The sequence below is a fragment of the Pseudoalteromonas sp. BZB3 genome (assembly GCF_040104455.1).
Classification (GTDB): Bacteria; Pseudomonadota; Gammaproteobacteria; order Enterobacterales; family Alteromonadaceae; genus Pseudoalteromonas.
The window spans coordinates 72,422-93,938 of the sequence record NZ_JBECOS010000009.1 but is presented as its reverse complement, the minus strand read 5'-3'; the positions used below and the strand labels follow the sequence as shown (position 1 = coordinate 93,938).

Genomic DNA, 21,517 nt, shown 5'->3' with positions numbered 1-21,517 from the left:
CAGCAACCATTAAGCGGGTATGAATGCATATTGCTGTCATTTTCTATATCATGCGCGCGAAAAATAATTCTTATTAATTTCTAGGACAACAAGTATGAGTAACTCCCCAGAAGCCATGACGTTAGATATGTCTTCAGCCAGTCGGGGTGGCTGGACTCAGCACGACAGACAATGGGTATTAAGCCTATTCGGTACAGCGGTCGGTGCGGGTATTTTATTTTTGCCAATTAATATCGGTATTGGTGGTTTTTGGCCACTGCTAATTATGGCTTTACTAGCCTTCCCGATGACTTTTTTAGCACACCGTGGTCTAGCTCGCTTTGTGCTGTCTTCAAAACAAGATAACGCTGATTTCACCGATGTCGTAGAAGAGCATTTTGGCGCTGGTGCAGGTCGTCTAATCTCACTGCTTTACTTCTTCTCAATCTACCCTATTCTGCTTATTTATGGCGTTGGTCTAACCAATACGGTAGACAGCTTTATGGTGAACCAGTTAGGTATGGAGTCTATCCCTCGCGTGGTGCTATCTGGCGTACTGGTTGCGTTTATGGTGAGTTTAATGCTGGGTGGTGAAAAGCTTCTCATGCGTGCCTTCTCTGCGTTAGTTTATCCATTAGTCGCGATTTTACTGTTCTTATCTCTTTACCTTATTCCAAACTGGCAAATGCCAGCGGTGTCTGCACCGGATATGGGTGAGCTAAGCAGCACTTTATGGTTATCTGTGCCTGTGATTGTATTCTCATTCAGCCATGCTGCTGCCATTTCAAGTTTTGCCAATGTTCAGCGCCGCCATTACAGATCAGAAGCGGTTGCTAAAAGTGAAAAGATCTTAAAATACACCTCGTTAATGCTGATCTTATTTGTTCTGCTTTTTGTGTTCTCTTGTATTTTCTCTTTAACGCCTGAGCAAATGACACAAGCGAAAGAAGCAAACGTCTCTGTACTGTCGTTCTTGGCAAACGTATATGACAACCCATATATTGCCCTACTTGGTCCATTCGTGGCGTTTGTTGCGATCACCTCTTCTTTCTTAGGTCACTTCTTAGGTGCACGAGAAAGCTTTAATGGCCTGCTGACTAAGCAAACTAAACTAGGTAATGCGACTGCGGATAAAATTGGCGTTGCTGTGATGTTTGTCACAATTTGGATCTGTGCGGTAATTAACCCAAGTATTCTGGGTATGATGGAAGCGATTTCAGGCCCTATCATTGCGATGATTTTATTCGTAATGCCAACCATCGCCATCTACAAAGTACCAAGCCTAAATAAATACAAAGGCCGTTTAAGCACCTACTTTGTGTTAGTCGTTGGTTTGCTTGCAGTATCTGCGTTGTTATTTAGCTGGTAAAAATCAACTAAAAAAGCAAAAAATAAATAAAAAGCCCGAGTAGAAATACTTGGGCTTTTTATTTATTTTTTGTTCCTATTTTGATAGCGTTACTATATCAGCCCTAGGAGCGGTATTGCTGATAAATATAACAAACAAAATAACAAGGAATCATTATGTTAAAAACAATAAAATCTTTAGCTATTTCTTCAGTCCTGATCTCAGCAGCTTACTTCTCTAATGCAGCAATTGCGAAAGGGTTTCAAGAAGTTTCAGTTGCTTGTTTTCCTGTATCTAGTGGGTTTCCATGGATTGAAGAAGCAACAAGTCAGAGTGACTTCAACTACCTAGTATCTAAATGCGAAGCGCAAGGTGGGCAAGTTACTATTTATTAATAATAACGACAAAGCAGGGTCTCCCCTGCTTTTACTAAATTATCTTCTTCTAACAAATAGGCCTGCACCTAACAGCATCAACATACTAAATAAGCTACCTGAACTACTCTCTGAATTGTTATTGCCCGTGTCAGGATCAGTAGTTGTCAGCAACGTATTTTTCTTAGGTTCTAAATTTTCTGCCGTATTTTCACTGTCATCAATAATCGTTACTGCATTGATTGTTATGAAATTGCTCTCGTCTGGATTAACCTGATCGTCAGCACATTTTTCTTGCGAGTAATCAACCAAAGGAATTGAACCACAACGTTCTAATTTAGCAATTTTATCAACGATATCCATGCCATCACCAATCACCTGGCCAAATACAGTAAAGCCACCGTTTTGCACGTCTAAATTAGCACTATTGTCTTTAAGGTTAAAAAACCACTGACTTGATGCGCTATTTGGATCACCTGCCAGTTTCGCCATCGCGATGGTACCGCGCACATTTGAATAAACAGGCTCATTATCTACATTACCAAATGACTCTACTTGGCTTAGCGGAATACTGCCTTCATAAAAGAAGCCGCCACCTTGTAACACAAAGTTTGGTTCTAAGCGGTGAAAAATTACATCTTGATAACGGTCCGCATTAACATATTTCATGAAGTTTTCAACCGTTTTAGGCGTGGTTTGATCAAACAGGTTAACTTGGAAACTGCCTTGGGAAGTTTGAAACTCTACAATGGTTGCCATTGCGGAGCTGCTAGCAACTAACAGTGCTGCTGAAAATAGATGTTTAATCAATGTCTTTGCCTCAAATATAATACTTGGTGCTAAGACTACTGGTTAAAAGATAAAATGAAAAGAGAGTGCAAGCTTTGTGTAACAATTAATAACAATTACAAACACAAAGCTCTAATTCATTGACGGTGGGCTATTGTAAAAAGTTGATAAAACTAAGAATTAGCAGTCTGTTTCGCAGCGCGCTCTTCTTGCCAGCCATAAAATAATAACATTCCTGCACCGGCTAAAATAAACATATCGGCAATGTTAAAAACCCCTGTACGTAAGCTACCGATGCCAACATTTAAGAAATCAATAACACCACCATCATTTAATACTCTATCTAGCCAATTACTAGCACCACCAGAGACAATCAGCGCCCAAGCGACCGCCATCGGGTTTGTCAGTTTATTATCTCTTAATACATAAATGATAATACCCAATAGAAAAGCCCCGACCACACCAATGAAAGCGACCTTTCTCATTGATTCTGGCATTGCACCGCCCAAACTCAAAAAAGCACCATGATTCTCAGCATAACCAATTCGAAACACATCATTAAAATAACTCGCCATTGGCCAAGGTTCTAGAGAAGTAGCAGCCCAGAGCTTAGAAAGCTGATCAAAAATCAACGTTAGTAGTATCACCACAATAAAAACTGTTTTAGGGGTATTTTTTGCAAACATAAGTACGACCGAAATAAATATGTACCAAAATTTATTCCAAAATATCTGAGTATTAAATGAATGGCAATCATCTTGGGTTGAATGGCAAAAACAAACAAAAACATGCGCCGCCCAAACCCTGGTGTTTTTCAATAACAGTTAATTCACCGCCATGTAGATGCGCAATTGATCGCGCTATGGCTAACCCCAAGCCACATCCACCTGAATCTCTTGACCTGCTTGGATCAAGGCGTGTGAATGGTTCAAAAATACGGGTTATTTTACCTGGCGGGATCCCAATACCATCATCTTCAAAAATACAGAGTATTGAGTCGCTCTCTAAAGTTAAACTGATCTCACATTTACTTTTAGCAAACCTGCCAGCATTACGAAGTATATTAATAAGTAATCGAGTTAATAAATGTGTATCAACCTCAGCTTCTATTTGACTGTCTTTTACCTCAAATTGAATATCCGGATAAAAAACCTCGACTTGTTTCTGTGCTTGCCTTATCAGCTCAGTAAGTACACAAGACTCTATATTTAGCACTGTTGACCCATCTTTTAAACGTGCATAAGAAAGCAGCTCTTTTACTAAATCATCTAGCCCCTGCAATGCCTTTTGCATTGATTGAGTTAAGTCTTGCCTATCTTGTTCTTGAGCATCTTCTAGCATATCTAGTGCAAACTGAATACGTGCCATAGGGCTTCGGAACTCATGAGCAACACCATGCAGAAGATCTCTTTGCAAGTTTAATTGAGTTTGATTTTTCGCACTAATATCGGATAAATAATGTTTTATTTGGATAATTTGCTCGTCAATTGACCTTGAACGAGGGCTGCTTTTCTCATTGATAGTGGCGATATTATTTGCCAAGCGCTTTTGTTCAGACCAGCAATAAAATGTAAATAAAGCCAATGCGCCGAGATTCAGTAAACAAGCTACCAACCATAAAAGCCAATCAGAAAGCCAGTTCGTTACGCTATCAAAATACACATTTTCGAGCATCACCAATTGCTGATCATCAAGATTGTAAAACACACTGGATGTCGAAAGGTCTATAAAACTCTTTTGATTCTCTACAAGGGATCTTGAAAATAAGTCTTGCTCATACGCAGCAAGGTTTTCAACTAACACAATATAAGCATCTGACCTATAACGTTCACTGGCTTTAAGCGCTTCACGCTCCCAATGTGTCGCTGAACTGTTAGTAAAGATTATTTCAAGATTATTGGCTACCTTATAAAGGTGTGCTTCCCATTCATCAATGGCCTTTTCAACTAGAGCTGGTTGAGCATAGTGGTAAGTGATATGCGCTGCCACTAAATTACATAGAAGCAAAAAAAGAGCGCCAAGAACGACTTTATTCAGGTTAAGTTGCAAGTAAATACCCTTTATTTCTGACTGTAGTCAATAGTTTAGGCTGCTTAGGATCATCTCCTAATTTTTTCCTAAGACGAGATACTCTTAAATCTATAGATCTATCCATGGGATCATAATCAAGCTTAAAAATGCGTTTATGCAGCTGTTCTCGAGAGAAAATCTCGCCAGGTGAACTTGCAAAAATTACTAGCAAATCAAATTCAGCACTCGATAAATCTATATCTTGAGATAAATATTTAACACGTCGATTAGGTAAATCAATCTTCAGGTCGCCATCACAAGATACTAGGGTTGTTTGCTGCTTCTCGGTTAAACTTGATTGTCTTCTCAATTGAGCTCGAATATGCGCTAGAAGCACCCTAGGTTTAATGGGTTTACATAAATAATCGTCAGCACCCACTTCTAAACCAGTCACTTCATCTATGTCATCGATTAAAGCGGTGAGCATAATGATAGGCCCAGTAAAGCTTGGTCTGATAGCTTTACATATCGTAAGTCCATCGGTGCCTGGTAACATTAAGTCAAGAATGATTAAATCTGGCTGCTCAGAGTCTATACCTTTGATTGCATTACTTCCATCATTGATGACACTGACTTTGTAACCATTTTGGGTTAAGAATTGGCTAACTAAGTCGGTCAGCTCAATATCATCATCAATTATTAAAATTGAATGCACGTCTGTATGCCCTGCTTTGATACATTTTTCATCTAACATAAGTGTATCATTCAACAGTATCTATTGAATCAGTAGCTGAATTTAAACAGTGCTTTAACATAGCTTGGTTAAACGATTTTGCGAAAGCATAAGCATCTCTGCGCTTTTGTTTATCTTCTGTGCTCTTAATAATGTCTGTGCTGTTGTCGACGTAGCGCACTCCACACATTTTCTTTAATTTCGCAGTGTCTTCTTGTTCTAAGCCCGGAAAAACTAGACGCCTGCTTGCCAAGGCAAGCAATCTATAGTCATTTCTTTCTACTGCCTGTTCTATTTGTTTTGTCATTTCACGCTGACTGGTTTGCTGGGCACTGGCCTGAGTAGGTTGTGCAGTATATGCACAACCTACTAAGCACCCAGCTAATAAAGCGATACTGGTGAGCTTTATCATTATTACTTCCTCGCTCTTCTTAGGAATAATGCAGCAAGTCCTAGCAACGACCATAAACCGAACGATCCAGAACCATCGTCATCATTACTTGGCTCAGGTGTTGGAGGCGTTACTGGCGTCGGGTCCTCTTTTACTGTGACTTCTACCTGTGCGGTGCTTGTACCACCATTGCCATCAGAGACGTTATAAGTAAATGTTTCTTTACCTGAAAAACCGCTCGCTGCTGAATAAACAAGCTTACCCTCTTTAATCTCGGCTGAGCCTTGCCCTTGATAATCAACACTTTCAACGACCAATGTGTCTAAATCTTTGTCTGAATCATTGCTAAGTACATCCAGCGTCACTTCACTGGCTTCAAAGTCCACTTCAAAAGTGTCATCTTGCGCAACAGGTGCATCATTAACCGCTACAACTGTAATTGTTAGCTGGAATACTTCACTGGTAAGCTCACCTCTAGATGCGGTTACCGGCACTTGAAGCGAGCCATTAAAATCAGCAGAGGGCGTGATGGTTAAGTTATCCAGTGTATAGTTTTCACCTGACTGCAGGGTGAGCTTATCAACCGGCTTTGCTGTTGCATAGGTTAAATCAGACGCCTTAATTGTGATGCGACTATCTTCATTCACTGACAACGCGACTTGACCCGTAATTTGTGGGGCGACTTCTGTAATTGGGCCTTCTCCAACCTCAATGGCAAAATTACCAGAGTTAATCGCAAAGAAGATGTTATTGCTACACATCACTTTTATACGCGCTTGAGTTGTAGTTATATTATCGATCTGAACATTAAATTGACCATTGTTCGCAACACCTTGCACCAAGGTAGTTTTAAAGCTTTGTCCGGCATCATCCGAAAGTAGAATATCCACTTTTTCACAAGAGACCGGTGCGTTTTCAGTACCTGCTGTATGCCAAGTAACAACTTGTTCATTATCACGCCAATTACTTGATTGGTCAGGTAGCGTGACAGAAAAACCTTGCTCAACTTCAACTACATTAACTTGCATGGTGTCATCACTAACACCGCCTTGCCCATCGCGAACAACTAAACGAAAATCTAGCGCACGCGTTGTGGTTGCATACGCTTCGCCATAACTCAGTTCACCTTTTAGGAGGTCGCTCATCTGAGGCACAACACGGGTTGGCTCTGAACTTGGATTAAACGTTCTAAACAAGGGTCGCTTACCATCATCAACACTGTCTTGTTGTTTATCAGCAGATGCAGGCCCTAAGTTAAACTGTTGCCAGCTATAATTGAGCGTGTCGCCATCGCTATCTTGGGCTGAACCTACTAATTTAAAAGCAGTTTTAGCCGGTATAGTATAGTTTTGACCTGCTTCAACTGAAGGTTTTGCATTCGTACGTTGTTTATGAACACCACACGTATTACCCGCCCCTAAACGACTGTAGTTATTCATTTGATCTAATGAACGAATATGAAAATAAGGATCTGAGTTAGCTTGTAAATCTTGCTCATCACAAATGCCTGTATAGCCCATGATGGTAGAACCACTGCCTGGTTCATAGGCACTGTGATCTACTCGGTTTCCATCACACGCCCCAGCTAAACCATTATAGGTGTGATCTGCACCTAGCTGATGCCCGATTTCATGGGCGACATAATCAATATGAAATGCGTCGTTGGTAGGCGCTTCACTGCCTGTTACACCTTCAGCTTTGAACTCAGTACACACCACTTCAAACCCAGCTAAACCGCCGCCGCCAGTTCCTACTAGGTGGCCTATGTCATAGCTGTCTTTTGAAATTAAGCCATTAATTTGCTCTGTGAGAATATCGATATCTTCATCGGTATTTGCAAATGGGTCGGTTTCAGGGTCTAAAAAAATCAGTTTGTCATTATCTCCCACTATCTCAAAAGTCATGGCTAGATCTCGCTCATATACATCATTGAGACGATTCACCATGGTCACGATAGCCGCCATCACTTTTTCTTTTGTGCCACCATGAAATTGGCTGTATTCACCTGTAGTAGTGAACGCAATACGGTAAGTGATATGTGTATTAGGTAAAGCACTATCTTCCGCCTGAGTTTCGCTCGATTGTATTTGTTCACGCTTTAACTGACTGCTTTGTAGGCGCTTAATCGGAGCACCTTGCTTAATTAGTTTAGATGTATGCAGTGCTTTAGCTTCGTAGCTGCGATAAACATGTTCTGACTGCTCTGGATCTATAAATACCCGTGATTGCCCTTGATTAAAAACTCCAAAGAAGCCTTTTGGTCCAATATCGAAACGGCCTGTGTTAGCTGGGTTATCAACTTGAAAACCCACAAAGGTTTTTATGTCTGGAAACTTTTCCGCCAGAGTATCAGACATGACTTTACTGGGTTTAAGTCTAAATACGACAAACTCACCACTGGGTAAGGGTAATTGAACGTCCACCTCTTGGCTTGGCGCCATGAGCTTAGCTTGTAATTGACTACTTGCAAGATGATACCGAGCAAGCTGTTTAAGCTCTGAACTGCGGTTTTGTGTGGTTTGCTGCCATAACTCACTCGCCTGAGCGGGTAAATAAATAATTTGGCTTAGTACTACTGCTAACAAAGTTTTTTTCATTGTGTTGTCTTCCCATTGATGAGTCAAAACCACTGTATCGATATTAAACCACCTTTTGGGTATCCGTTTGTGATTCATTTGTATCAAGCTTGATACAAATATGCGCAATTGCAATTTTTGCATTTGGCTAGCTCCTTGCACTTTTCTACTTTGGCAAGCGCTTATCCATTTTTTTGGCACTAAAAGCCTAAACGATGTTAATAAGACGTTTTCTTAATAGGTGTAATAAATTGTAATCACTATTCGCTTGATTTCCCCGATTTAAGGCCCGTCTTTTCCAGTACTTTGCCCATTACACACTACTTTCACCACAAAAATGCTGATAAAGGATTTTATTTAACACCGATTTTTATTGTTTTTTTTGGGATAAATAAAATAGAAGCGTGTGGTGGCTAACCAACCGGAGAAATAAAATGGAAATTCGCTCACAAGTGAAAAGGAACTCTTTAGATGTAGCGCTTTTGTTCAATAATTCAATTGCACAGCTACTAGACAATAAATTTAATCACTTAACACGTTGTGACTTTGTGATTGAATATCAAACCTGTCATGCTGTTTCACATTTTTGGCCTAAATCGGCGCAGTTTGAAAAGCCCATTTCAAAAATCCCCATTAATTATCAAAGAAAACAGCTTGGTACATTACATTTACTTGTTGAAGTAAAGCAGGGTTCAAGCGAAGAGCTTGCATTTAAACAATTTGCAAACCAGCTCGGATTGATGCTTGCGAGGCTCAGAGTCGCACAACTGAGTGACGAAAAATTTGGCCAAAGCTTTGCGCTCCAAGGCTATAGCGCAGAGATAAACAAACTTGAAAGACTCATAGAAAAGTGTGCCAACACCTTATTCCCCCTCGTCTTAAATGCCCCACCAGGAAGTGAAACGCTCGCAACAGCGATTAGCATTCATATGTTAAGTGATAAAAAAGCAGGCCCTTTTGTTGAGCTTGATTGCACATCTATTGACGCACATAACTTTGAAAGTAAATTAAAGCAAGCATTCGAACAGGCGCAAAATGGCTCTTTGTTAATCGCCAATGTCAGCCATTTGCCGATGTCGCAACAAACTCAGCTCAATGCCCTGCTGACTAATCAATATAGCCTAAGACAAAACACGTCTCAGCCCAGGTTACTTTCTAGTAGTGAACACAATTTATATGCTCGGGTTAATCAGGGGTTATTTTCTCGCAGCCTGTTTGAAAAACTAAGCTTTCTTGAGCTACCAATCCCAAGTATAAAAGACAGAAAAACTGACTTACCTTTACTCGTCAATACCTTATTTGACTACCATAAGATTAGTGCCAAGCAAAGCCTTGCAAAAGATTGCTTTGATTTACTCAGCCAGTACGATTGGCCTGGCAATATGATGCAATTAGAGCAAACTCTGGTTAAGCTAATCGCCCTTTCGTATCAAGACGATATCAGCTCAGAGGTACTTAAACAGACACTGCCTGAATTTAGTCAACAACTAGAAAATAGTGCGGTCCAAACGTTAGGAGAGCACCGAAAATCTATCGTCACTATATTGTTTAAAAAACAAGTTGCTGAACAAAGAGCGTTACACCCAAGTTTGCTGAAAGCATTAATTTATATGCAGAACAATTGGCAACAAGAGATCACGTTAACAGGCCTTGCTAATCAGGCATTTGTCAGCCCCTCTCATCTGTCTTACTTATTTAAAAACACATTAAACAAAAGTTTTAAGCAAATTTTGGCTGAACTAAGAATAGAGCACGCCAAAGCCATGATAGCCCAGGACCCTAACATTCGTATTACTGATTTATGTTTAGAGGTTGGGTTTGGCGACTTAAGCCACTTCGAAAAAATCTTCCGACGTTATACCGGTATGTCACCTCGCGACTATAAAAAACAATACAAACCATACCGAATCTAGACAAGCCGATATTCGCGGCAATTGTTAGCACAATTGCCCGATTAACAAAACGTTGCAACCCCTAATATGACCTTATCGAAACAAGCACGGATAACTGTGATGGAAGACTTAAGCGCACAAATAGAAGACTTAGTTAACCAACAATCACCTCAAGTTTCTCGTGCCATGTTAGTGCAAGCAACAGCGCAAGCACTAGGTAATGCAGCACACAATGCAACTTACTCTCAACAGCAACACAATGTGCTGATCAAAACTAATACTGCCATTGGAGCGAATTTAATTCTCTCTCTTGGCGCCAAGTATGCGAAAGCATAAGAGCTCAAACCGCTTGGAATGAGCACAATATTAACATGAAGAAGGAAACAAACTATGGCAGCAGCAGCTGGTGGTGCAGCAACACCACTTCAAGTAAATGGCCAAGTCACTGACTCAGTAACGCAAGTGAACACTAGTGTAGTTGGTGAAACACCTGCGATGGCAATGGGTAACGTGCATATGGCTACCAGTCAAGCATTAGGCACAGCAGCGTTAAATGCAACAACAGGTAACCAACAGGCTTCAATCACGATGCAAGCAGCGACAGTACAAGGTGTGAATTCACTAATGTCGATTGGTAGCTCAGTGATCGGCCGCGGTACCGCAGAGATTTTATCTTAATTGAGCGGTTTTGCTTGGCAAAACTTCTCTCTTAACTTTACGACTTAACAGTCAAAATTAACTTAAAGAAAGGAAATTATCATGACAGCAACAGTTAATGGTGCAATCACTGATTCAGTAACTCAAGTAAACACTAAAGTTGTAGGCGAAACGCCAGCAATGGCGATGGGCAACCTATTAATGTCAACAAGCCAAGCATTAAGTAATGCTGCGCACAATGCAACATCAGCACAGCAACAAGCGCAAATTACAATGCAAGCTGCAACTGTGCAAGGTGTTAACTCACTAATGTCAATTGGTGGCTCTGTAGTAGGTCGAAGCGCTGAAGGCATCATCGAAAAAGGCTAATCGCGCTCAGCGCCATACAATTTGTATGGCGCTTTTTAATTCTTAATTTTATTTATTCTTAATAAGGACCGATTCGGTCATAGGAGAAAATCATGGCAGATGCACTAACAGTAAACCCGCAAGTTACTGATTCAGTTACGCAAGTAAACACTAAAGTGGTAGGTGAAACACCAGCAATGGCAATGGGTAACCTACTCATGTCAACAAGCCAAGCATTAGGTAACGCTGCGCACAATGCAACTGCGGCACAACAACAAGCTGCAATCACAATGCAAGCTGCAACTGTGCAAGGTGTTAATTCATTGATGTCTATTGGTAGCTCAGTGATTGGCCGCAGTGCTGAAAGCATTATTGAGCCAGGCGCTTAATCGCTTTTTCTGATGCCTTCAGGCCCTTACTTGCCTTGCAACTAAGGGCTTTTTTGCAGGAGTAAAATATGAGTAATCTAAACCAAGCCCCTGAGGCAGGTGAGTCTGCAGTTAATAGCGCACAACAGTCAATCGCCCAATCTACCGCCTTGGCAATGGCAGATGCAACTGACAATTTACGTAACCTCAATACCTTAAGTACAACTGCAATTGGTGTCGCGTTATCACAATTTCTAGAAACGGGTGATAGCAAATATGTTGAAGCTATTTCAACGGCACAATCTATTGTCTCTCAAGGTGCTGAAAACTTCAGTGTGGTGGGCGAAAAAATTGCCACTGTGTTACACGAGACCGCCGAATAACCCCTATGGGGATGAGTTTTATTGCCTTAATCATCCCCGCATTTTCAGTAAAAAGCCCCGATTTTGTTCAAAAGAAACACGTTAACCTGTACTTAATTTGAAACTAACACCAATACGCTTAACTAAGTGGTCTATTTGAGGCAAGAAAACCTTGTTGGTAGCAAGGCAAATATGTCGTTGTTTAGTTGTTCTAAATGAGAAATCTTTAACGCGGCTATCATCAGGTTTAATCCCTCAAAAATGATTAAGTGTTATTGCGCATTGGTATAATCTACGCAGTTTTTGCGTGCTTAAAGCAAGGACAAAGCAATGAGTGACGAACAAAACACCACAAACCAAGTACCTGAAGACAACCACCCATTTTCACAGCAGCCAACCAGTATGGTTGAAGCTACCCTCGCTGAAACATTGGGTTTGTCGATGCATAATGCGATCACCAACCAACAAAGTGCACAAATGACCACTTCGGCATCGATCACCAATGCCTGTGCTCGATTATTGCAAACACCGACTCATTTACCAGCGTCGACTCAACAAACTCATGCTGCGCCCCAAGCTCCTCCAGCTCCCTTACAGCTTGAGCAAGATGCAGATATTGAAGATGTAGAGCCTGAAAAGGAAGTAACGCCCCCGCCTCCACAAAAAAAGCGCTTCAACTTGTTTAACTTTTTAGGCAAAAAACCCAAAGAGTCAACTGATGATGAATAGTACCGAAACAATTCAAGCTCATTGTGCTGAGCAATTAGCACAAATTACTGCGCTCACAAAAAGCAAGCAGCAAGAGGTCAATGCGCTCCTGCAAGGCAATCAAAAAGTGTTAAACGAGCACCAACCTTTTGAAGAAGCGAGCAAAATTTCTAAACACGTTGACGCCATGCTGAATGACGTTGACAAAACACTCACTCAAGCCATGTCAGCACTCAGTGAACAACTTGGTGTGCCGACAACGCAAGAAGACAATCAAACGGAATAAGGACTCATTATGGCCGACAAACAACTCAATAAAGTCAATGAACAGATCACAGACTCTATTACTCAAGCAAATACCAAAGTACTGGCAGATACACCAGCGATGGCAATGGGTAATTTCTACACTGCGCTCGGATTATCACTGTCAAACGCAGGTAATAATGCCACCAGCGCACAGCAAAATGCCAATATCATGGCGCAAGCTGCAACCGTGCAGGGTGTTAATGCGCTCGGTGCAATTGGCAGTGCGGTACTGGGCCGTACCACTGAAGAGTTAATTGAGAAAGGCTAACTCAATTTTGTAATGCCAATCCTTTTTAATTAAGTGATCTATTTTAAGGTAAGGAAAATTGTCGATAGCACCGCTCACGCGTTCTGCTATCGCTGAGGTACCTACATCCATGTAGGCAAGGCTAAAATTTTGCTATTTAGTTGTTCTAAATAAGAAATTTTTAACGAAGCTAGCGTCAGTTTTAGTCCCTCAAAATGATTAAGTATTAATGAGGATTGGTATAACATGTTTGGGGGGCTAGATTAGCTCCCATTGTTATCTAGGAGTAATTATGTCTGATAGCAACGAAAAAACCATTTCTGACATCATTACACAGCTGTCTGATTCAAGCCTCGCAGACACCGTGGGCTTAATGATGCAAAATGCCGTGACCATTCAGCAAAGTTCACAAACTGTAAGTACGGCTTCTGTCAGTACTTCATGCGCCATGATCTTATCGCAGGGTTAATCTCGCACTATCATGTCGGATGTCAATGCACGCAAAAAAGCTGAACAAGCCGTAGCCCAGTCTACGGCTATTGCCGTGCAAGACGCCACCGATAATTTAAGAAACCTCAGCACCATTACTACTACTGCCATTGGTGTGGCGTTATCTCAGCTTCTGGCTACGGGCGATCCTAAATATTCAAAGGTCATTGAAGAGGCGCAAAAAGTGCTCGAAAAAGGCACCGAGCAATTTGCCAATATCGGTAAAGAATCGGCAAAAGTCCTCGAACAATTTAAGCCTTAACCTTATCTATGCTTTTCTCTGAGATATAAATACAGTGGCAAGCCGCACGCAACACCAACAGTCAAAGTCGCAATTATCGAAAACGCAGCGCCTCTTACTTGATGCTTTTTACTATCTGTTTCGATGAAGCAAATAAGTGCCACTGCGGCTATCACCACATCTAACCAAGCTAACACGCTGATATTGTTTGCTGTGATTGCTTGCCAGAGTAATTGTAGGTTTAAGCCGTTATCAAATAACCAAGGTAATAAGGCTCCATACGGGAGTACAGCGCCCAAAATGGCGAGCAATAAATAAATTTTTGCCATATTTTCGAATTCCTTTTCAATAAATTACTTAATTAACCTTAACTTTGGTTAAGAGCTTTGCTAACGTATTGATATTGAACCAATAAATAATTATTCAAGTCTGCAGCCGGAGACTTTTAGCGATAACAAGGCGAATTTACGCGTCAATAGCTGGTGTATTGTAAGTAAATTCAACGCAGTTAACATGGAAAGTAGCCGCTGGAGATAGATTTATTATCCACAGCTCAGGTTAATTAGTAAACAAATCAAATACATTACCTAATGTACTTGTACTGCTTTTATAAAACTCTGTATAAGTACAGTGCACACAGGTTACAGCTGTGAATTTTCGATTTTGCATATCGAAGATTTTTGACCAGCCACTGCCCGTTGTTGCAATGGTATTTGTTTCATAATCTCGACAATCACATTTAGGGCACTTCCAACCGTTAGACATAACCGCTCCTCTTAAATCACTTAAATATACACATCATTTTGTGCGGTCAGTTCACCGCCTGCTTCACCCGTATTTACAACACCTTTTGGCTCAACAATCATTACTTTACACTCACATTCAGCAAATGGCTTATGTTCCTCGCCCTTAGCTACAACACACATTTCTCCGGTTTTCAAATGAACGCTTCGGTCTCGAAACTCAATACCCATCTCGCCTTCGATGACAATAAAGACTTCATCTGTGTCTTTATGATCGTGCCAGGTAAACTCACCTTGAATTTTAACCAGTTTAAACTGGTAGTCGTTCATCTCTGCGATCACTCTCGGCGACCAATGCTCATTGAATTTAGCAAACTTGTCTGCAAAATTAATCTGATCTTGTTTCATCTTTACCCCTGTTATCTCAAGTTCTATCAACCAAGCTAAAGCATTTTTATTTAAGACCCAAAGATTTAAATTGAATATCACCAACAAAATTGTAATGAATTATTTTGCCATTTTGTTAGCCAGTCCTGATAGTGATTTCTGATAGGCCAGTGGTGTTATGCCAAACCATTTTTTACATGCATGGGTAAATGATGATTGCTCCACAAAACCCAGTTCATAGGCAGTTTGCGCAATGGTATTGTGTTTAAGTAACTTATCTATTCGAGATTTACGTTCAGCCTCTAGCATGTCCGAAAAACTTGCTTGCTCAGCTTTTAGTTTTCTTTGTAATGTACGCGCACTCATAAAAAGTGCTTCGGCGATACGTTTTTGATCGCACCCTTGTAAATTACTTGTGGCATTGAGTAAAGTAGCGACTTGCTGTTTAATATTACTGTTTCGAATAGTTTGAGAAAGCTCAGATTGAGTGAGCTTACTCTGTGAAAGCTCTGTTTCAGAAAGTTTAACCAAAGCCAGAAACATAGCCTTATTTTCAGAGGTAAATGGCAGTGCAAGCAGAGTTTTATCAAAGCTGATGCGGTTTTCATTAGTATTTGTTACGACCTCGCAATTAAACCATTCTTTTAGCTGTTCAATTTCTTGTGTTGTCAAAGCAAAGCTGAATGACACTTGATGAGGAGAAAGCGTTTCACCGAGGATCTTCCTTACCGTCGCAACCCAAGCTGTGGTATTTCGAAGCACCATCTGTTTGCAGTCGGTGGTGAGCGGTTGCCAATCTAAGTGCGCAAATGTGTCAGTAGCACTTAGCTGAGTTTGCCCAATATCAGCGACCAGCGCATCAAACCGCATGAGAACATCTATGGCCTGTGCAAGATTTTCACAGCTTTCAACCAAGTAACCCAGTACACCGTAATCTCTCGCTTGAATGCGTTTGCCTAATTCAAACCCAAACAAACTAAGCTTTGTAATCTCTGCGCCAAAGTTAAGCAGATCAACATAGGTTTGCATGGCAATGCGCTCAGATGTGAGCTGTGTGATATCGTATTTCATCTCTTTAGAAAAGATGCCCTGCTCATTCAAAAAAGTCAAAACACTGTGCAAATATGCATTTGAAACTGACGCCATAACAACCCTGTCGCAAAATAACAAAACTCTGTCGTATTAGCGCAAGAAGCTATCTTTTTGTCAAACTATGCTGTTAAAAAAACAAACGTGACTCGGTTATGTTAGTCGTCGAATACCAAAAACAGATTGCCTGTACCGCAGATACTTTACTAAATACCTTACTTGACCATAGCAATCTTGGACGCTTTTTTAATGCAAAATTCCAAGTACTCAGACCTGCCAACAAAGGCGAAATTTCAGGGGGCAAGGGGTGTATTAGGCAGGTATCAATATTAGGTGTAAATTTTGAAGAGCAAATCACCCAAGCAGACCAAACTGGCATTTGTTATCAAGTGCTCAATGACTTTCCTGTTCGCCAGCACCGTGGGCAGATTCACTTTCACAAAACCGGCGAACAAACCCAAGTTTCGTATCGAATTCAATGCCAAAGTCCTTGGTATATTCCCAAGTTTGCGCTCAAAGCCATCCTTCAGAAAGACATACAACAATGTCTAAATAGACTTGGAGACATGTATGATCCCCGTTGAACTGATTTTGCTTGGGTTAAGTCCTATCTTTTTATTATGTGTCGCTGTTGAGTTCTACAAAGCGAGGCAGTATTACAACATTAAAGACAGCTTGAACAACGCTGTGCTTGCGTTGTTGCATCAAGGTAGTGATGCCATCGCGCTCATATTATTGATGCCATTTTTTAATTGGTTACATCTATTTGCCTTGTTTGATATCCCTTTTTCAATTGGCAGTTTATTAGTCGGCTTTTTACTACAAGATTTTTTGTATTATTGGTTTCATCGTGCGTCTCATAATATCCACTGGTTTTGGCTTGCCCATGTGGTCCATCACAGCTCAAAACATATGAACTTCACAACCGCTTTTAGGCAGAGCCTTTTATATCCAATTGTTGGCATGTGGCTGTTTTGGCTGCCCATGATTTTACTGGGCTTTGCGCCTGCTATTGTATTTGCCATTGTCGCCCTCAATCTCGCCTTTCAGTTTTTTGTGCATACGCAAACCATAGGCAACTTAGGGTGGCTCGAAAAGGTATTCAACACACCGACACACCATAGAATTCACCACGCCACAAACTCCTCTTATATTGATAAGAACTATGCCGGCGTTTTAATCATTTGGGACAAGTTATTCGGTACATTTGTAGAAGAAGATAAAAGCCTGACAATCCGCTATGGCATTGTGGGCCGAGAGCCCAATAACACGCCATGGAGTGCTAACTTTATGCAAGTTAAAATACTCTACAGGCAAGTGTTAATGGCCAACGGACTCATTAGAAAACTTAAAGTGTTGTTTGGGTATCCATCTCATAACTAAAAAAATAAACATATGATTTGAAATGTTTACTTGCTTTTATTGAATTCTTTCAGTGACATGAGCAGTAAACAGACTCCGCCTACGCCCAAGGTAAATAACTCCCACATTGGCTTGCTCAAACCTAGTAAAAGATACAACACGCCAATCGCAAGCATAGTGCTGAGAGGTGTACCAATGGAAGCTAACACAAGTGCAAAATATCGTTTGTGTTTAAAGGTTGAAATAACGCTTGGGGTCATGATTAAGATACTCAAACCAGCAAGAAAATAACTCATAAAGTTCATATAAGTAGAGTAAGGATCATTTGGGAGCTGTATAGGCTGAGTTGCAAGCGACAAGGTTAAAATAACTAACCCAATATACAAGCCGTATTGCAGCTTTTGTTTGCGCGACGTTTCAAATTGATGAATTTGTTGTAGTTCAGAGACGTCGACCTCAAAAGTTGCTGCTAAACTCATAGCCGTATTCAAAGACGCAGCGCCTTCGGATTCAACTCTTTGCACTGTGCGAACGCTTAAGCCTGAAGCTAGAGCCAATTGCTCTTGCGGCCAACCTTTACTCATTCTTAACTGACGGATTTTTTCTTTTGAAATGTTCACTTGCTTATTCATTGTATTTATTAGAGTTGTATTTGAACTTTTTCATCAGACTACATAGTTTGAATAAAAACCGTCACGACAGTTTCCCGCCAACTTATTGAAAACTTTGGCAAACAAATGCAACCCCATGTTTTAATTGCTTATTTTTTATCTCTCTTGATTTAACACTTTATGCATCACAGCCACATCAACGTCTCGGTAATTAACCTGTGTTTCAATCTCCCAGCCTAATTTGGCATAAAGACCCCCATTCAAAGACTCGGTTTGCAAATATAGGTGGTTGATTTTGAGTTCAATGGCACATTTCTCTGCTTGCAGAACCAATTGAGATGCGATGTGCTGACCTCTGTAGTCTGGATTAACATACACACCACCCAGCCAATACTCTTTCTCGGGGTAAATAGTCATTTCACGGTACTTAATTTGTACCGCGCCCACTAAGGTTTGCCCTTCTACAGCCAAAATAATAAGTGGTACTCGGTCCATGTTTAAATAATCTTGCAGCTTGTCTTGAAACGATTCAATCGAGCCGTCTTCAACATAGGAGCCCCATTCATCAAAGTACCATTTTGCCAATTGGGGAATATGCTGAGGGTGATGGGCTAAATAAGTAAACTCTATTGCCATGCTAATATCCTTATTAAACAAAGCCTTTATGGCTAAGTTATTAATTTCATATCAAAACTACAATAACGCGTTAAAGCTGTTTATACCATTTACTATTGGCATGTTTAAAGTGATCCAATAACTTACTGCGTATTCCCACTTCTTTTAAGCAAAAATACAAATGATCGACACAGTTATAATGCTCAATACTGTAATTTGGTGCATAGCGGCTGGTGAGGTGCTGATAGAGCTCGTCAATTTTAGTTTCATTTTTTGATAGTAGAAGTGGCTGCTTATAGATAACTTTCCCTTTGCGCGGAATAGATTCTCTAATATAACCATTAAAGCCAAAACCATGCGCTGCAGAGGTTTTATGGGTTAAGTCACTTACTACCAAACACGCATGTTTACGATACAGCGGATGCTGCTCAGGCAGCCTGAGCAGATCGGTCGCATAAGAGTGGCGGATATAAGCGGTTATCAGAAACTGGCTCATTAAACATTGTCTTAAAATTGCAAAGACAACCGTAAGCCTGAGTGTCTCGCTTGCACCCTATTACTTTGCTTATCTGGCCACTGCCATTGATTGAATACGGATACAGAGACCATGTCATGCAAGGTATATTTGAGCCAGGCCTCTCCTTGATGTGCTTCAAAATCTTGAAATGCTTGTTGCCTTTCAGTCGCTACTCCTAGGCCTAACTGCCAGTTACTTTGCGTCCATGTTGAAGCCACACTCAGAGTAGAGTGGGTGAGTGTTTGCTTAAATTCAAGAGAAGTAATATCCGTTTGTGTTTCAACGCCACTTTGCTGTTGCTTGGTAAAGCCCATTCTCACCAACAAAGCAAATTCGCCTGTGCTTATTGGTTGGTGATATTGCAAGGCAGAGTAAATACCCGTTGCCGCTTCTGCCCGATTTTTCCAAGCACCCAAATGCACTTCTGAGTTGTTAACGCGCCATTTCAGTTCACTGGCAATAAACAGCTGGCTATTGCCCTGCATAAGTACATCAGCGTAATTTCCTTGTTTATCCGCCAACCCCTCACTTCGACTCACTAATAAAGTGTATCCCAGCTCATTTTCGCTGGGCTGTTTTACATAGCGTATGCCCAAGGTGTAATCTGGCGTGTAGATGCTGGTGTTATTCACCAAAGCTGGCAGTAAAAACTGGGTGTTTTCGTCATTGGCAATGCCATTGGTATCGACACCGCCTTCGATATCTAACAAACCAATGGTGAGTTCGCTGTCTGTATTGCTATTTGGCTGTTTAAATGCGCCTGAGTCTTGCCAATAAAACGTTGAAATTTGAACTCTGCCGGCTTCATTTGCATCTTGTGTGGTCAGCACGTCGGCACTACTTTCGAATAGTGCGAACAAAGCTTGTCCTTGCTCATCGGGCGTTTGGCTGTACTCAATACCAAGCTGAATTAATTGTTGCGTGTTCAATTGCAGACCAAGATCAATATTTGCCGAAAATAGTGAGCTCGAAAATCCTTGTTTAGTGTTTTGCTGTGTGGTCCAAATCGTTGAAGCATCAATGGTCAGAGCTTGCTCATCTTTTGGCGTATAAGCTTGGCTGTGAATAGAAAACAAGACACCAGAAATAAACAGTTTAAGGGTTATAAGTAACTGAACTACTTTACCAATACCATACCGTCTAGCGCTGATTTTTAAAGAAAAAAGGGATTGCCTCATAGTGTGACTCTTCTGCTGAAAAATCACACTTTAAACAAGATTAAAATCGATAAATTGGGGAAATCCTCTGACTAATCAGGCTTTTTTATCACCTAATCGATTCGCAATGTTATCCATCAATGCAAACATAATTTCGACGTTGTAGCCCAGAACAAACGCGAACAGCATAGGTGAATAACTACCTTGTGGTACCCCTGTGCCCTCCCCCATCAACATACTACTAGACACACCGGCAACACCACCGAGCAAAATACGTAAGTTGTAATCTAAACAGAGTTTTTTGGAAAACGTACCGCGCTTGAAGTCAAGGTGTAGGTTTCTCAATACCAAAGTTAATGCGCCTAATAGCCCATACAGCAGGGGTAAAATATAATTCGCCAATAAGTTAACCACATATTCGGCCGAAAGCCGTGAGTCAAAAAAGGCTTGCCGTGCTTGATGAAGCACAAAGGCTTTATCTAACTCCGAGATCTTATCTTTTAGCTGTGTAAATTGCTTAGCGCGTTCATGGCTTCGTGGCTGCTCAGTAATGGAGTCTAATTGCGCCGTTAACTTGGCTTTACTCTGCTGATATTTAAATTTATCAAACTTCGAAATCGTCACTTCATGGCTAAAACCAAATCGCCAATATGTGTTCCATCTGAGTAACAAGGTGCGATTTGCATCAAACTCCTGATCAAGCTCTTGCTCTTTGCGCTTTATGGCTAGCCACTCTGAACTTGCTTTATGTGAGGGATTTAAACTCAGTACCTGTAGCTTTTCTCGAAATTCATTACGTTCGGCGAATAACGCATGGGTTTTATGAATTACCCCAATACCAACCATATAATAAGTTTGCAAGCTCACTGTCAGTACAATAATGGCACATACTAACAACCCGTAATATAAAGGAATACGGTGTACTTGTTTGAATTGCTTAGGAAAGCGCGCCTGCCAAGAGTGGCTAGGATTACTGTCACGAATACTCACTACACTGGCTGGCGCAACCTGCTTAACTAGCTCATTAAAGTATTGCCAAAACGCCGCTTCCTCTTCTTCTGACAATGCTTTTTGTTCGTTAAACTCGGTTTTTATTCTAAGTACGTCTTTGAGTAACTTGCCGTCAAGCTGTAAGCCTTGACGACAAATGTAAGCCACCAGTAATTCCAGCTCTGCCATTGCTTCCTCGAGCTCTGTCATAACTGTCAGCCCTATTTA

General features: G+C 40.9%; 30 protein-coding genes. 15 read left to right on the top strand and 15 right to left on the bottom strand.

All coding sequences use genetic code 11. From position 1 onward, the window contains the following. Positions 1 to 94: 94 nt before the first annotated feature. Positions 95 to 1,348, top strand: a complete 1,254-nt coding sequence (locus ABMY35_RS08630) for an aromatic amino acid transport family protein (RefSeq protein ID WP_349285830.1) — start codon at positions 95 to 97, stop codon at positions 1,346 to 1,348. Positions 1,349 to 1,503: 155 nt separating this feature from the next. Then, positions 1,504 to 1,722, top strand: a complete 219-nt coding sequence (locus ABMY35_RS08625; protein ID WP_349285829.1) for a hypothetical protein — start codon at positions 1,504 to 1,506, stop codon at positions 1,720 to 1,722. A 39-nt stretch (positions 1,723 to 1,761) separates the two neighbouring features. On the opposite strand, the gene ABMY35_RS08620 is transcribed toward ABMY35_RS08625, so the two are convergent. The 6 genes from ABMY35_RS08620 to ABMY35_RS08595 form a co-directional block, all read right to left on the bottom strand. Further along, entirely contained in the window at positions 1,762 to 2,460 is a 699-nt protein-coding gene (locus tag ABMY35_RS08620; RefSeq protein WP_349286121.1) for a peptidylprolyl isomerase, read from the bottom strand. A 203-nt stretch (positions 2,461 to 2,663) separates the two neighbouring features. Continuing rightward, positions 2,664 to 3,176 (bottom strand): signal peptidase II, encoded by a 513-nt coding sequence (gene lspA / locus ABMY35_RS08615; RefSeq protein ID WP_349285828.1) that lies wholly within the window; start codon positions 3,174 to 3,176, stop codon positions 2,664 to 2,666. A gap of 67 nt (positions 3,177 to 3,243) precedes the next feature. After that, positions 3,244 to 4,479 (bottom strand): ATP-binding protein, encoded by a 1,236-nt coding sequence (locus tag ABMY35_RS08610; RefSeq protein ID WP_349285827.1) that lies wholly within the window; start codon positions 4,477 to 4,479, stop codon positions 3,244 to 3,246. A 49-nt stretch (positions 4,480 to 4,528) separates the two neighbouring features. Beyond that, complete coding sequence (locus ABMY35_RS08605) at positions 4,529 to 5,254, bottom strand: response regulator transcription factor (protein WP_349285826.1); 726 nt, start codon at positions 5,252 to 5,254, stop codon at positions 4,529 to 4,531. A gap of 7 nt (positions 5,255 to 5,261) precedes the next feature. After that, entirely contained in the window at positions 5,262 to 5,645 is a 384-nt protein-coding gene (locus ABMY35_RS08600; protein WP_349285825.1) for a hypothetical protein, read from the bottom strand. A gap of 2 nt (positions 5,646 to 5,647) precedes the next feature. Beyond that, the gene (locus ABMY35_RS08595) at positions 5,648 to 8,221 is read right to left on the bottom strand and encodes a reprolysin-like metallopeptidase (protein ID WP_349285824.1); all 2,574 of its coding nucleotides are present in this window, start codon (positions 8,219 to 8,221) and stop codon (positions 5,648 to 5,650) included. A gap of 413 nt (positions 8,222 to 8,634) precedes the next feature. Here ABMY35_RS08595 and ABMY35_RS08590 point away from each other — a divergent pair, with 413 nt between their 5' ends. The 11 genes from ABMY35_RS08590 (at position 8,635) to ABMY35_RS08540 (ending at position 13,839) form a co-directional block, all read left to right on the top strand. Beyond that, the gene (locus ABMY35_RS08590) at positions 8,635 to 10,113 is read left to right on the top strand and encodes a helix-turn-helix domain-containing protein (protein WP_349285823.1); all 1,479 of its coding nucleotides are present in this window, start codon (positions 8,635 to 8,637) and stop codon (positions 10,111 to 10,113) included. A gap of 66 nt (positions 10,114 to 10,179) precedes the next feature. After that, complete coding sequence (locus ABMY35_RS08585; RefSeq protein WP_240721972.1) at positions 10,180 to 10,428, top strand: RebB family R body protein; 249 nt, start codon at positions 10,180 to 10,182, stop codon at positions 10,426 to 10,428. 54 nt (positions 10,429 to 10,482) lie between these two features. Continuing rightward, positions 10,483 to 10,770 carry a RebB family R body protein gene (locus ABMY35_RS08580; RefSeq protein ID WP_349285822.1) on the top strand — a complete coding sequence of 96 codons (288 nt, stop codon included), beginning with the start codon at positions 10,483 to 10,485 and terminating at the stop codon, positions 10,768 to 10,770. A gap of 81 nt (positions 10,771 to 10,851) precedes the next feature. Beyond that, a complete protein-coding gene (locus tag ABMY35_RS08575) occupies positions 10,852 to 11,118 on the top strand; it encodes a RebB family R body protein (protein WP_058029388.1) in 267 nt (88 codons plus the stop codon). Between the two features lie 92 nt (positions 11,119 to 11,210). Next, a complete protein-coding gene (locus ABMY35_RS08570) occupies positions 11,211 to 11,486 on the top strand; it encodes a RebB family R body protein (RefSeq protein WP_058029387.1) in 276 nt (91 codons plus the stop codon). A gap of 68 nt (positions 11,487 to 11,554) precedes the next feature. Next, positions 11,555 to 11,848, top strand: coding sequence for a hypothetical protein (locus tag ABMY35_RS08565; protein WP_058029386.1), 294 nt, complete (start codon positions 11,555 to 11,557; stop codon positions 11,846 to 11,848). Positions 11,849 to 12,157: 309 nt separating this feature from the next. Then, entirely contained in the window at positions 12,158 to 12,556 is a 399-nt protein-coding gene (locus tag ABMY35_RS08560) for a RebB family R body protein (RefSeq protein ID WP_349285821.1), read from the top strand. Then, positions 12,546 to 12,821, top strand: coding sequence for a hypothetical protein (locus ABMY35_RS08555; protein WP_349285820.1), 276 nt, complete (start codon positions 12,546 to 12,548; stop codon positions 12,819 to 12,821). Before ABMY35_RS08560 ends, ABMY35_RS08555 begins: the two co-directional genes overlap by 11 nt. A 9-nt stretch (positions 12,822 to 12,830) precedes the next feature. Continuing rightward, a complete protein-coding gene (locus ABMY35_RS08550) occupies positions 12,831 to 13,109 on the top strand; it encodes a RebB family R body protein (protein ID WP_349285819.1) in 279 nt (92 codons plus the stop codon). Between the two features lie 271 nt (positions 13,110 to 13,380). Continuing rightward, the gene (locus ABMY35_RS08545; RefSeq protein ID WP_083496525.1) at positions 13,381 to 13,557 is read left to right on the top strand and encodes a RebB family R body protein; all 177 of its coding nucleotides are present in this window, start codon (positions 13,381 to 13,383) and stop codon (positions 13,555 to 13,557) included. A 12-nt stretch (positions 13,558 to 13,569) separates the two neighbouring features. Further along, the gene (locus ABMY35_RS08540; RefSeq protein ID WP_349285818.1) at positions 13,570 to 13,839 is read left to right on the top strand and encodes a hypothetical protein; all 270 of its coding nucleotides are present in this window, start codon (positions 13,570 to 13,572) and stop codon (positions 13,837 to 13,839) included. Positions 13,840 to 13,841: 2 nt separating this feature from the next. Here ABMY35_RS08540 and ABMY35_RS08535 read toward each other — a convergent pair whose 3' ends face one another. The 4 genes from ABMY35_RS08535 to ABMY35_RS08520 form a co-directional block, all read right to left on the bottom strand. Next, positions 13,842 to 14,147, bottom strand: a complete 306-nt coding sequence (locus ABMY35_RS08535; RefSeq protein ID WP_349285817.1) for a DUF2834 domain-containing protein — start codon at positions 14,145 to 14,147, stop codon at positions 13,842 to 13,844. A 229-nt stretch (positions 14,148 to 14,376) separates the two neighbouring features. After that, positions 14,377 to 14,583 carry a zinc ribbon domain-containing protein gene (locus tag ABMY35_RS08530; RefSeq protein WP_349285816.1) on the bottom strand — a complete coding sequence of 69 codons (207 nt, stop codon included), beginning with the start codon at positions 14,581 to 14,583 and terminating at the stop codon, positions 14,377 to 14,379. Between the two features lie 20 nt (positions 14,584 to 14,603). Continuing rightward, positions 14,604 to 14,969: a cupin domain-containing protein gene (locus ABMY35_RS08525; protein ID WP_349285815.1), complete on the bottom strand. Its 366-nt coding sequence runs from the start codon at positions 14,967 to 14,969 to the stop codon at positions 14,604 to 14,606. Between the two features lie 99 nt (positions 14,970 to 15,068). After that, on the bottom strand, positions 15,069 to 16,094 hold the full coding sequence (locus ABMY35_RS08520) for an AraC family transcriptional regulator ligand-binding domain-containing protein (protein ID WP_349285814.1): 1,026 nt from the start codon (positions 16,092 to 16,094) through the stop codon (positions 15,069 to 15,071). Between the two features lie 98 nt (positions 16,095 to 16,192). Here ABMY35_RS08520 and ABMY35_RS08515 point away from each other — a divergent pair, with 98 nt between their 5' ends. Continuing rightward, positions 16,193 to 16,621: an SRPBCC family protein gene (locus ABMY35_RS08515; protein WP_349285813.1), complete on the top strand. Its 429-nt coding sequence runs from the start codon at positions 16,193 to 16,195 to the stop codon at positions 16,619 to 16,621. Then, positions 16,608 to 17,420: a sterol desaturase family protein gene (locus ABMY35_RS08510; RefSeq protein WP_349285812.1), complete on the top strand. Its 813-nt coding sequence runs from the start codon at positions 16,608 to 16,610 to the stop codon at positions 17,418 to 17,420. Before ABMY35_RS08515 ends, ABMY35_RS08510 begins: the two co-directional genes overlap by 14 nt. A gap of 26 nt (positions 17,421 to 17,446) precedes the next feature. Here ABMY35_RS08510 and ABMY35_RS08505 read toward each other — a convergent pair whose 3' ends face one another. The 5 genes from ABMY35_RS08505 to ABMY35_RS08485 form a co-directional block, all read right to left on the bottom strand. Next, positions 17,447 to 18,019: a helix-turn-helix transcriptional regulator gene (locus ABMY35_RS08505; protein ID WP_349285811.1), complete on the bottom strand. Its 573-nt coding sequence runs from the start codon at positions 18,017 to 18,019 to the stop codon at positions 17,447 to 17,449. 147 nt (positions 18,020 to 18,166) lie between these two features. Further along, complete coding sequence (locus ABMY35_RS08500) at positions 18,167 to 18,646, bottom strand: GNAT family N-acetyltransferase (protein ID WP_349285810.1); 480 nt, start codon at positions 18,644 to 18,646, stop codon at positions 18,167 to 18,169. A 70-nt stretch (positions 18,647 to 18,716) separates the two neighbouring features. Beyond that, complete coding sequence (locus ABMY35_RS08495; RefSeq protein WP_349285809.1) at positions 18,717 to 19,121, bottom strand: hypothetical protein; 405 nt, start codon at positions 19,119 to 19,121, stop codon at positions 18,717 to 18,719. Positions 19,122 to 19,132: 11 nt separating this feature from the next. Beyond that, positions 19,133 to 20,320 carry a hypothetical protein gene (locus ABMY35_RS08490; protein ID WP_349285808.1) on the bottom strand — a complete coding sequence of 396 codons (1,188 nt, stop codon included), beginning with the start codon at positions 20,318 to 20,320 and terminating at the stop codon, positions 19,133 to 19,135. 75 nt (positions 20,321 to 20,395) lie between these two features. Further along, positions 20,396 to 21,499, bottom strand: a complete 1,104-nt coding sequence (locus tag ABMY35_RS08485; RefSeq protein WP_349285807.1) for a hypothetical protein — start codon at positions 21,497 to 21,499, stop codon at positions 20,396 to 20,398. Positions 21,500 to 21,517 lie beyond the last annotated feature (18 nt).

Bases quoted from the DNA above. Each gene is read 5' to 3' on its own strand.
- ABMY35_RS08565 (WP_058029386.1), top strand. From the start codon at position 11,555: ATGAGTAATCTAAACCAAGCCCCTGAGGCAGGTGAGTCTGCAGTTAAT.
- ABMY35_RS08535 (WP_349285817.1), bottom strand. From the start codon at position 14,147: ATGGCAAAAATTTATTTATTGCTCGCCATTTTGGGCGCTGTACTCCCG.
- ABMY35_RS08625 (WP_349285829.1), top strand. From the start codon at position 1,504: ATGTTAAAAACAATAAAATCTTTAGCTATTTCTTCAGTCCTGATCTCA.
- lspA (WP_349285828.1), bottom strand. From the start codon at position 3,176: ATGTTTGCAAAAAATACCCCTAAAACAGTTTTTATTGTGGTGATACTA.
- ABMY35_RS08515 (WP_349285813.1), top strand. From the start codon at position 16,193: ATGTTAGTCGTCGAATACCAAAAACAGATTGCCTGTACCGCAGATACT.
- ABMY35_RS08495 (WP_349285809.1), bottom strand. From the start codon at position 19,121: ATGAGCCAGTTTCTGATAACCGCTTATATCCGCCACTCTTATGCGACC.
- ABMY35_RS08545 (WP_083496525.1), top strand. From the start codon at position 13,381: ATGTCTGATAGCAACGAAAAAACCATTTCTGACATCATTACACAGCTG.
- ABMY35_RS08620 (WP_349286121.1), bottom strand. From the start codon at position 2,460: ATGGCAACCATTGTAGAGTTTCAAACTTCCCAAGGCAGTTTCCAAGTT.
- ABMY35_RS08600 (WP_349285825.1), bottom strand. From the start codon at position 5,645: ATGATAAAGCTCACCAGTATCGCTTTATTAGCTGGGTGCTTAGTAGGT.
- ABMY35_RS08490 (WP_349285808.1), bottom strand. From the start codon at position 20,320: ATGAGGCAATCCCTTTTTTCTTTAAAAATCAGCGCTAGACGGTATGGT.
- ABMY35_RS08530 (WP_349285816.1), bottom strand. From the start codon at position 14,583: ATGTCTAACGGTTGGAAGTGCCCTAAATGTGATTGTCGAGATTATGAA.
- ABMY35_RS08485 (WP_349285807.1), bottom strand. From the start codon at position 21,499: ATGACAGAGCTCGAGGAAGCAATGGCAGAGCTGGAATTACTGGTGGCT.
- ABMY35_RS08555 (WP_349285820.1), top strand. From the start codon at position 12,546: ATGATGAATAGTACCGAAACAATTCAAGCTCATTGTGCTGAGCAATTA.
- ABMY35_RS08595 (WP_349285824.1), bottom strand. From the start codon at position 8,221: ATGAAAAAAACTTTGTTAGCAGTAGTACTAAGCCAAATTATTTATTTA.
- ABMY35_RS08540 (WP_349285818.1), top strand. From the start codon at position 13,570: ATGTCGGATGTCAATGCACGCAAAAAAGCTGAACAAGCCGTAGCCCAG.
- ABMY35_RS08585 (WP_240721972.1), top strand. From the start codon at position 10,180: ATGACCTTATCGAAACAAGCACGGATAACTGTGATGGAAGACTTAAGC.
- ABMY35_RS08580 (WP_349285822.1), top strand. From the start codon at position 10,483: ATGGCAGCAGCAGCTGGTGGTGCAGCAACACCACTTCAAGTAAATGGC.
- ABMY35_RS08500 (WP_349285810.1), bottom strand. From the start codon at position 18,646: ATGGCAATAGAGTTTACTTATTTAGCCCATCACCCTCAGCATATTCCC.
- ABMY35_RS08605 (WP_349285826.1), bottom strand. From the start codon at position 5,254: ATGTTAGATGAAAAATGTATCAAAGCAGGGCATACAGACGTGCATTCA.
- ABMY35_RS08525 (WP_349285815.1), bottom strand. From the start codon at position 14,969: ATGAAACAAGATCAGATTAATTTTGCAGACAAGTTTGCTAAATTCAAT.
- ABMY35_RS08570 (WP_058029387.1), top strand. From the start codon at position 11,211: ATGGCAGATGCACTAACAGTAAACCCGCAAGTTACTGATTCAGTTACG.
- ABMY35_RS08510 (WP_349285812.1), top strand. From the start codon at position 16,608: ATGATCCCCGTTGAACTGATTTTGCTTGGGTTAAGTCCTATCTTTTTA.
- ABMY35_RS08560 (WP_349285821.1), top strand. From the start codon at position 12,158: ATGAGTGACGAACAAAACACCACAAACCAAGTACCTGAAGACAACCAC.
- ABMY35_RS08575 (WP_058029388.1), top strand. From the start codon at position 10,852: ATGACAGCAACAGTTAATGGTGCAATCACTGATTCAGTAACTCAAGTA.
- ABMY35_RS08520 (WP_349285814.1), bottom strand. From the start codon at position 16,094: ATGGCGTCAGTTTCAAATGCATATTTGCACAGTGTTTTGACTTTTTTG.
- ABMY35_RS08590 (WP_349285823.1), top strand. From the start codon at position 8,635: ATGGAAATTCGCTCACAAGTGAAAAGGAACTCTTTAGATGTAGCGCTT.
- ABMY35_RS08630 (WP_349285830.1), top strand. From the start codon at position 95: ATGAGTAACTCCCCAGAAGCCATGACGTTAGATATGTCTTCAGCCAGT.
- ABMY35_RS08550 (WP_349285819.1), top strand. From the start codon at position 12,831: ATGGCCGACAAACAACTCAATAAAGTCAATGAACAGATCACAGACTCT.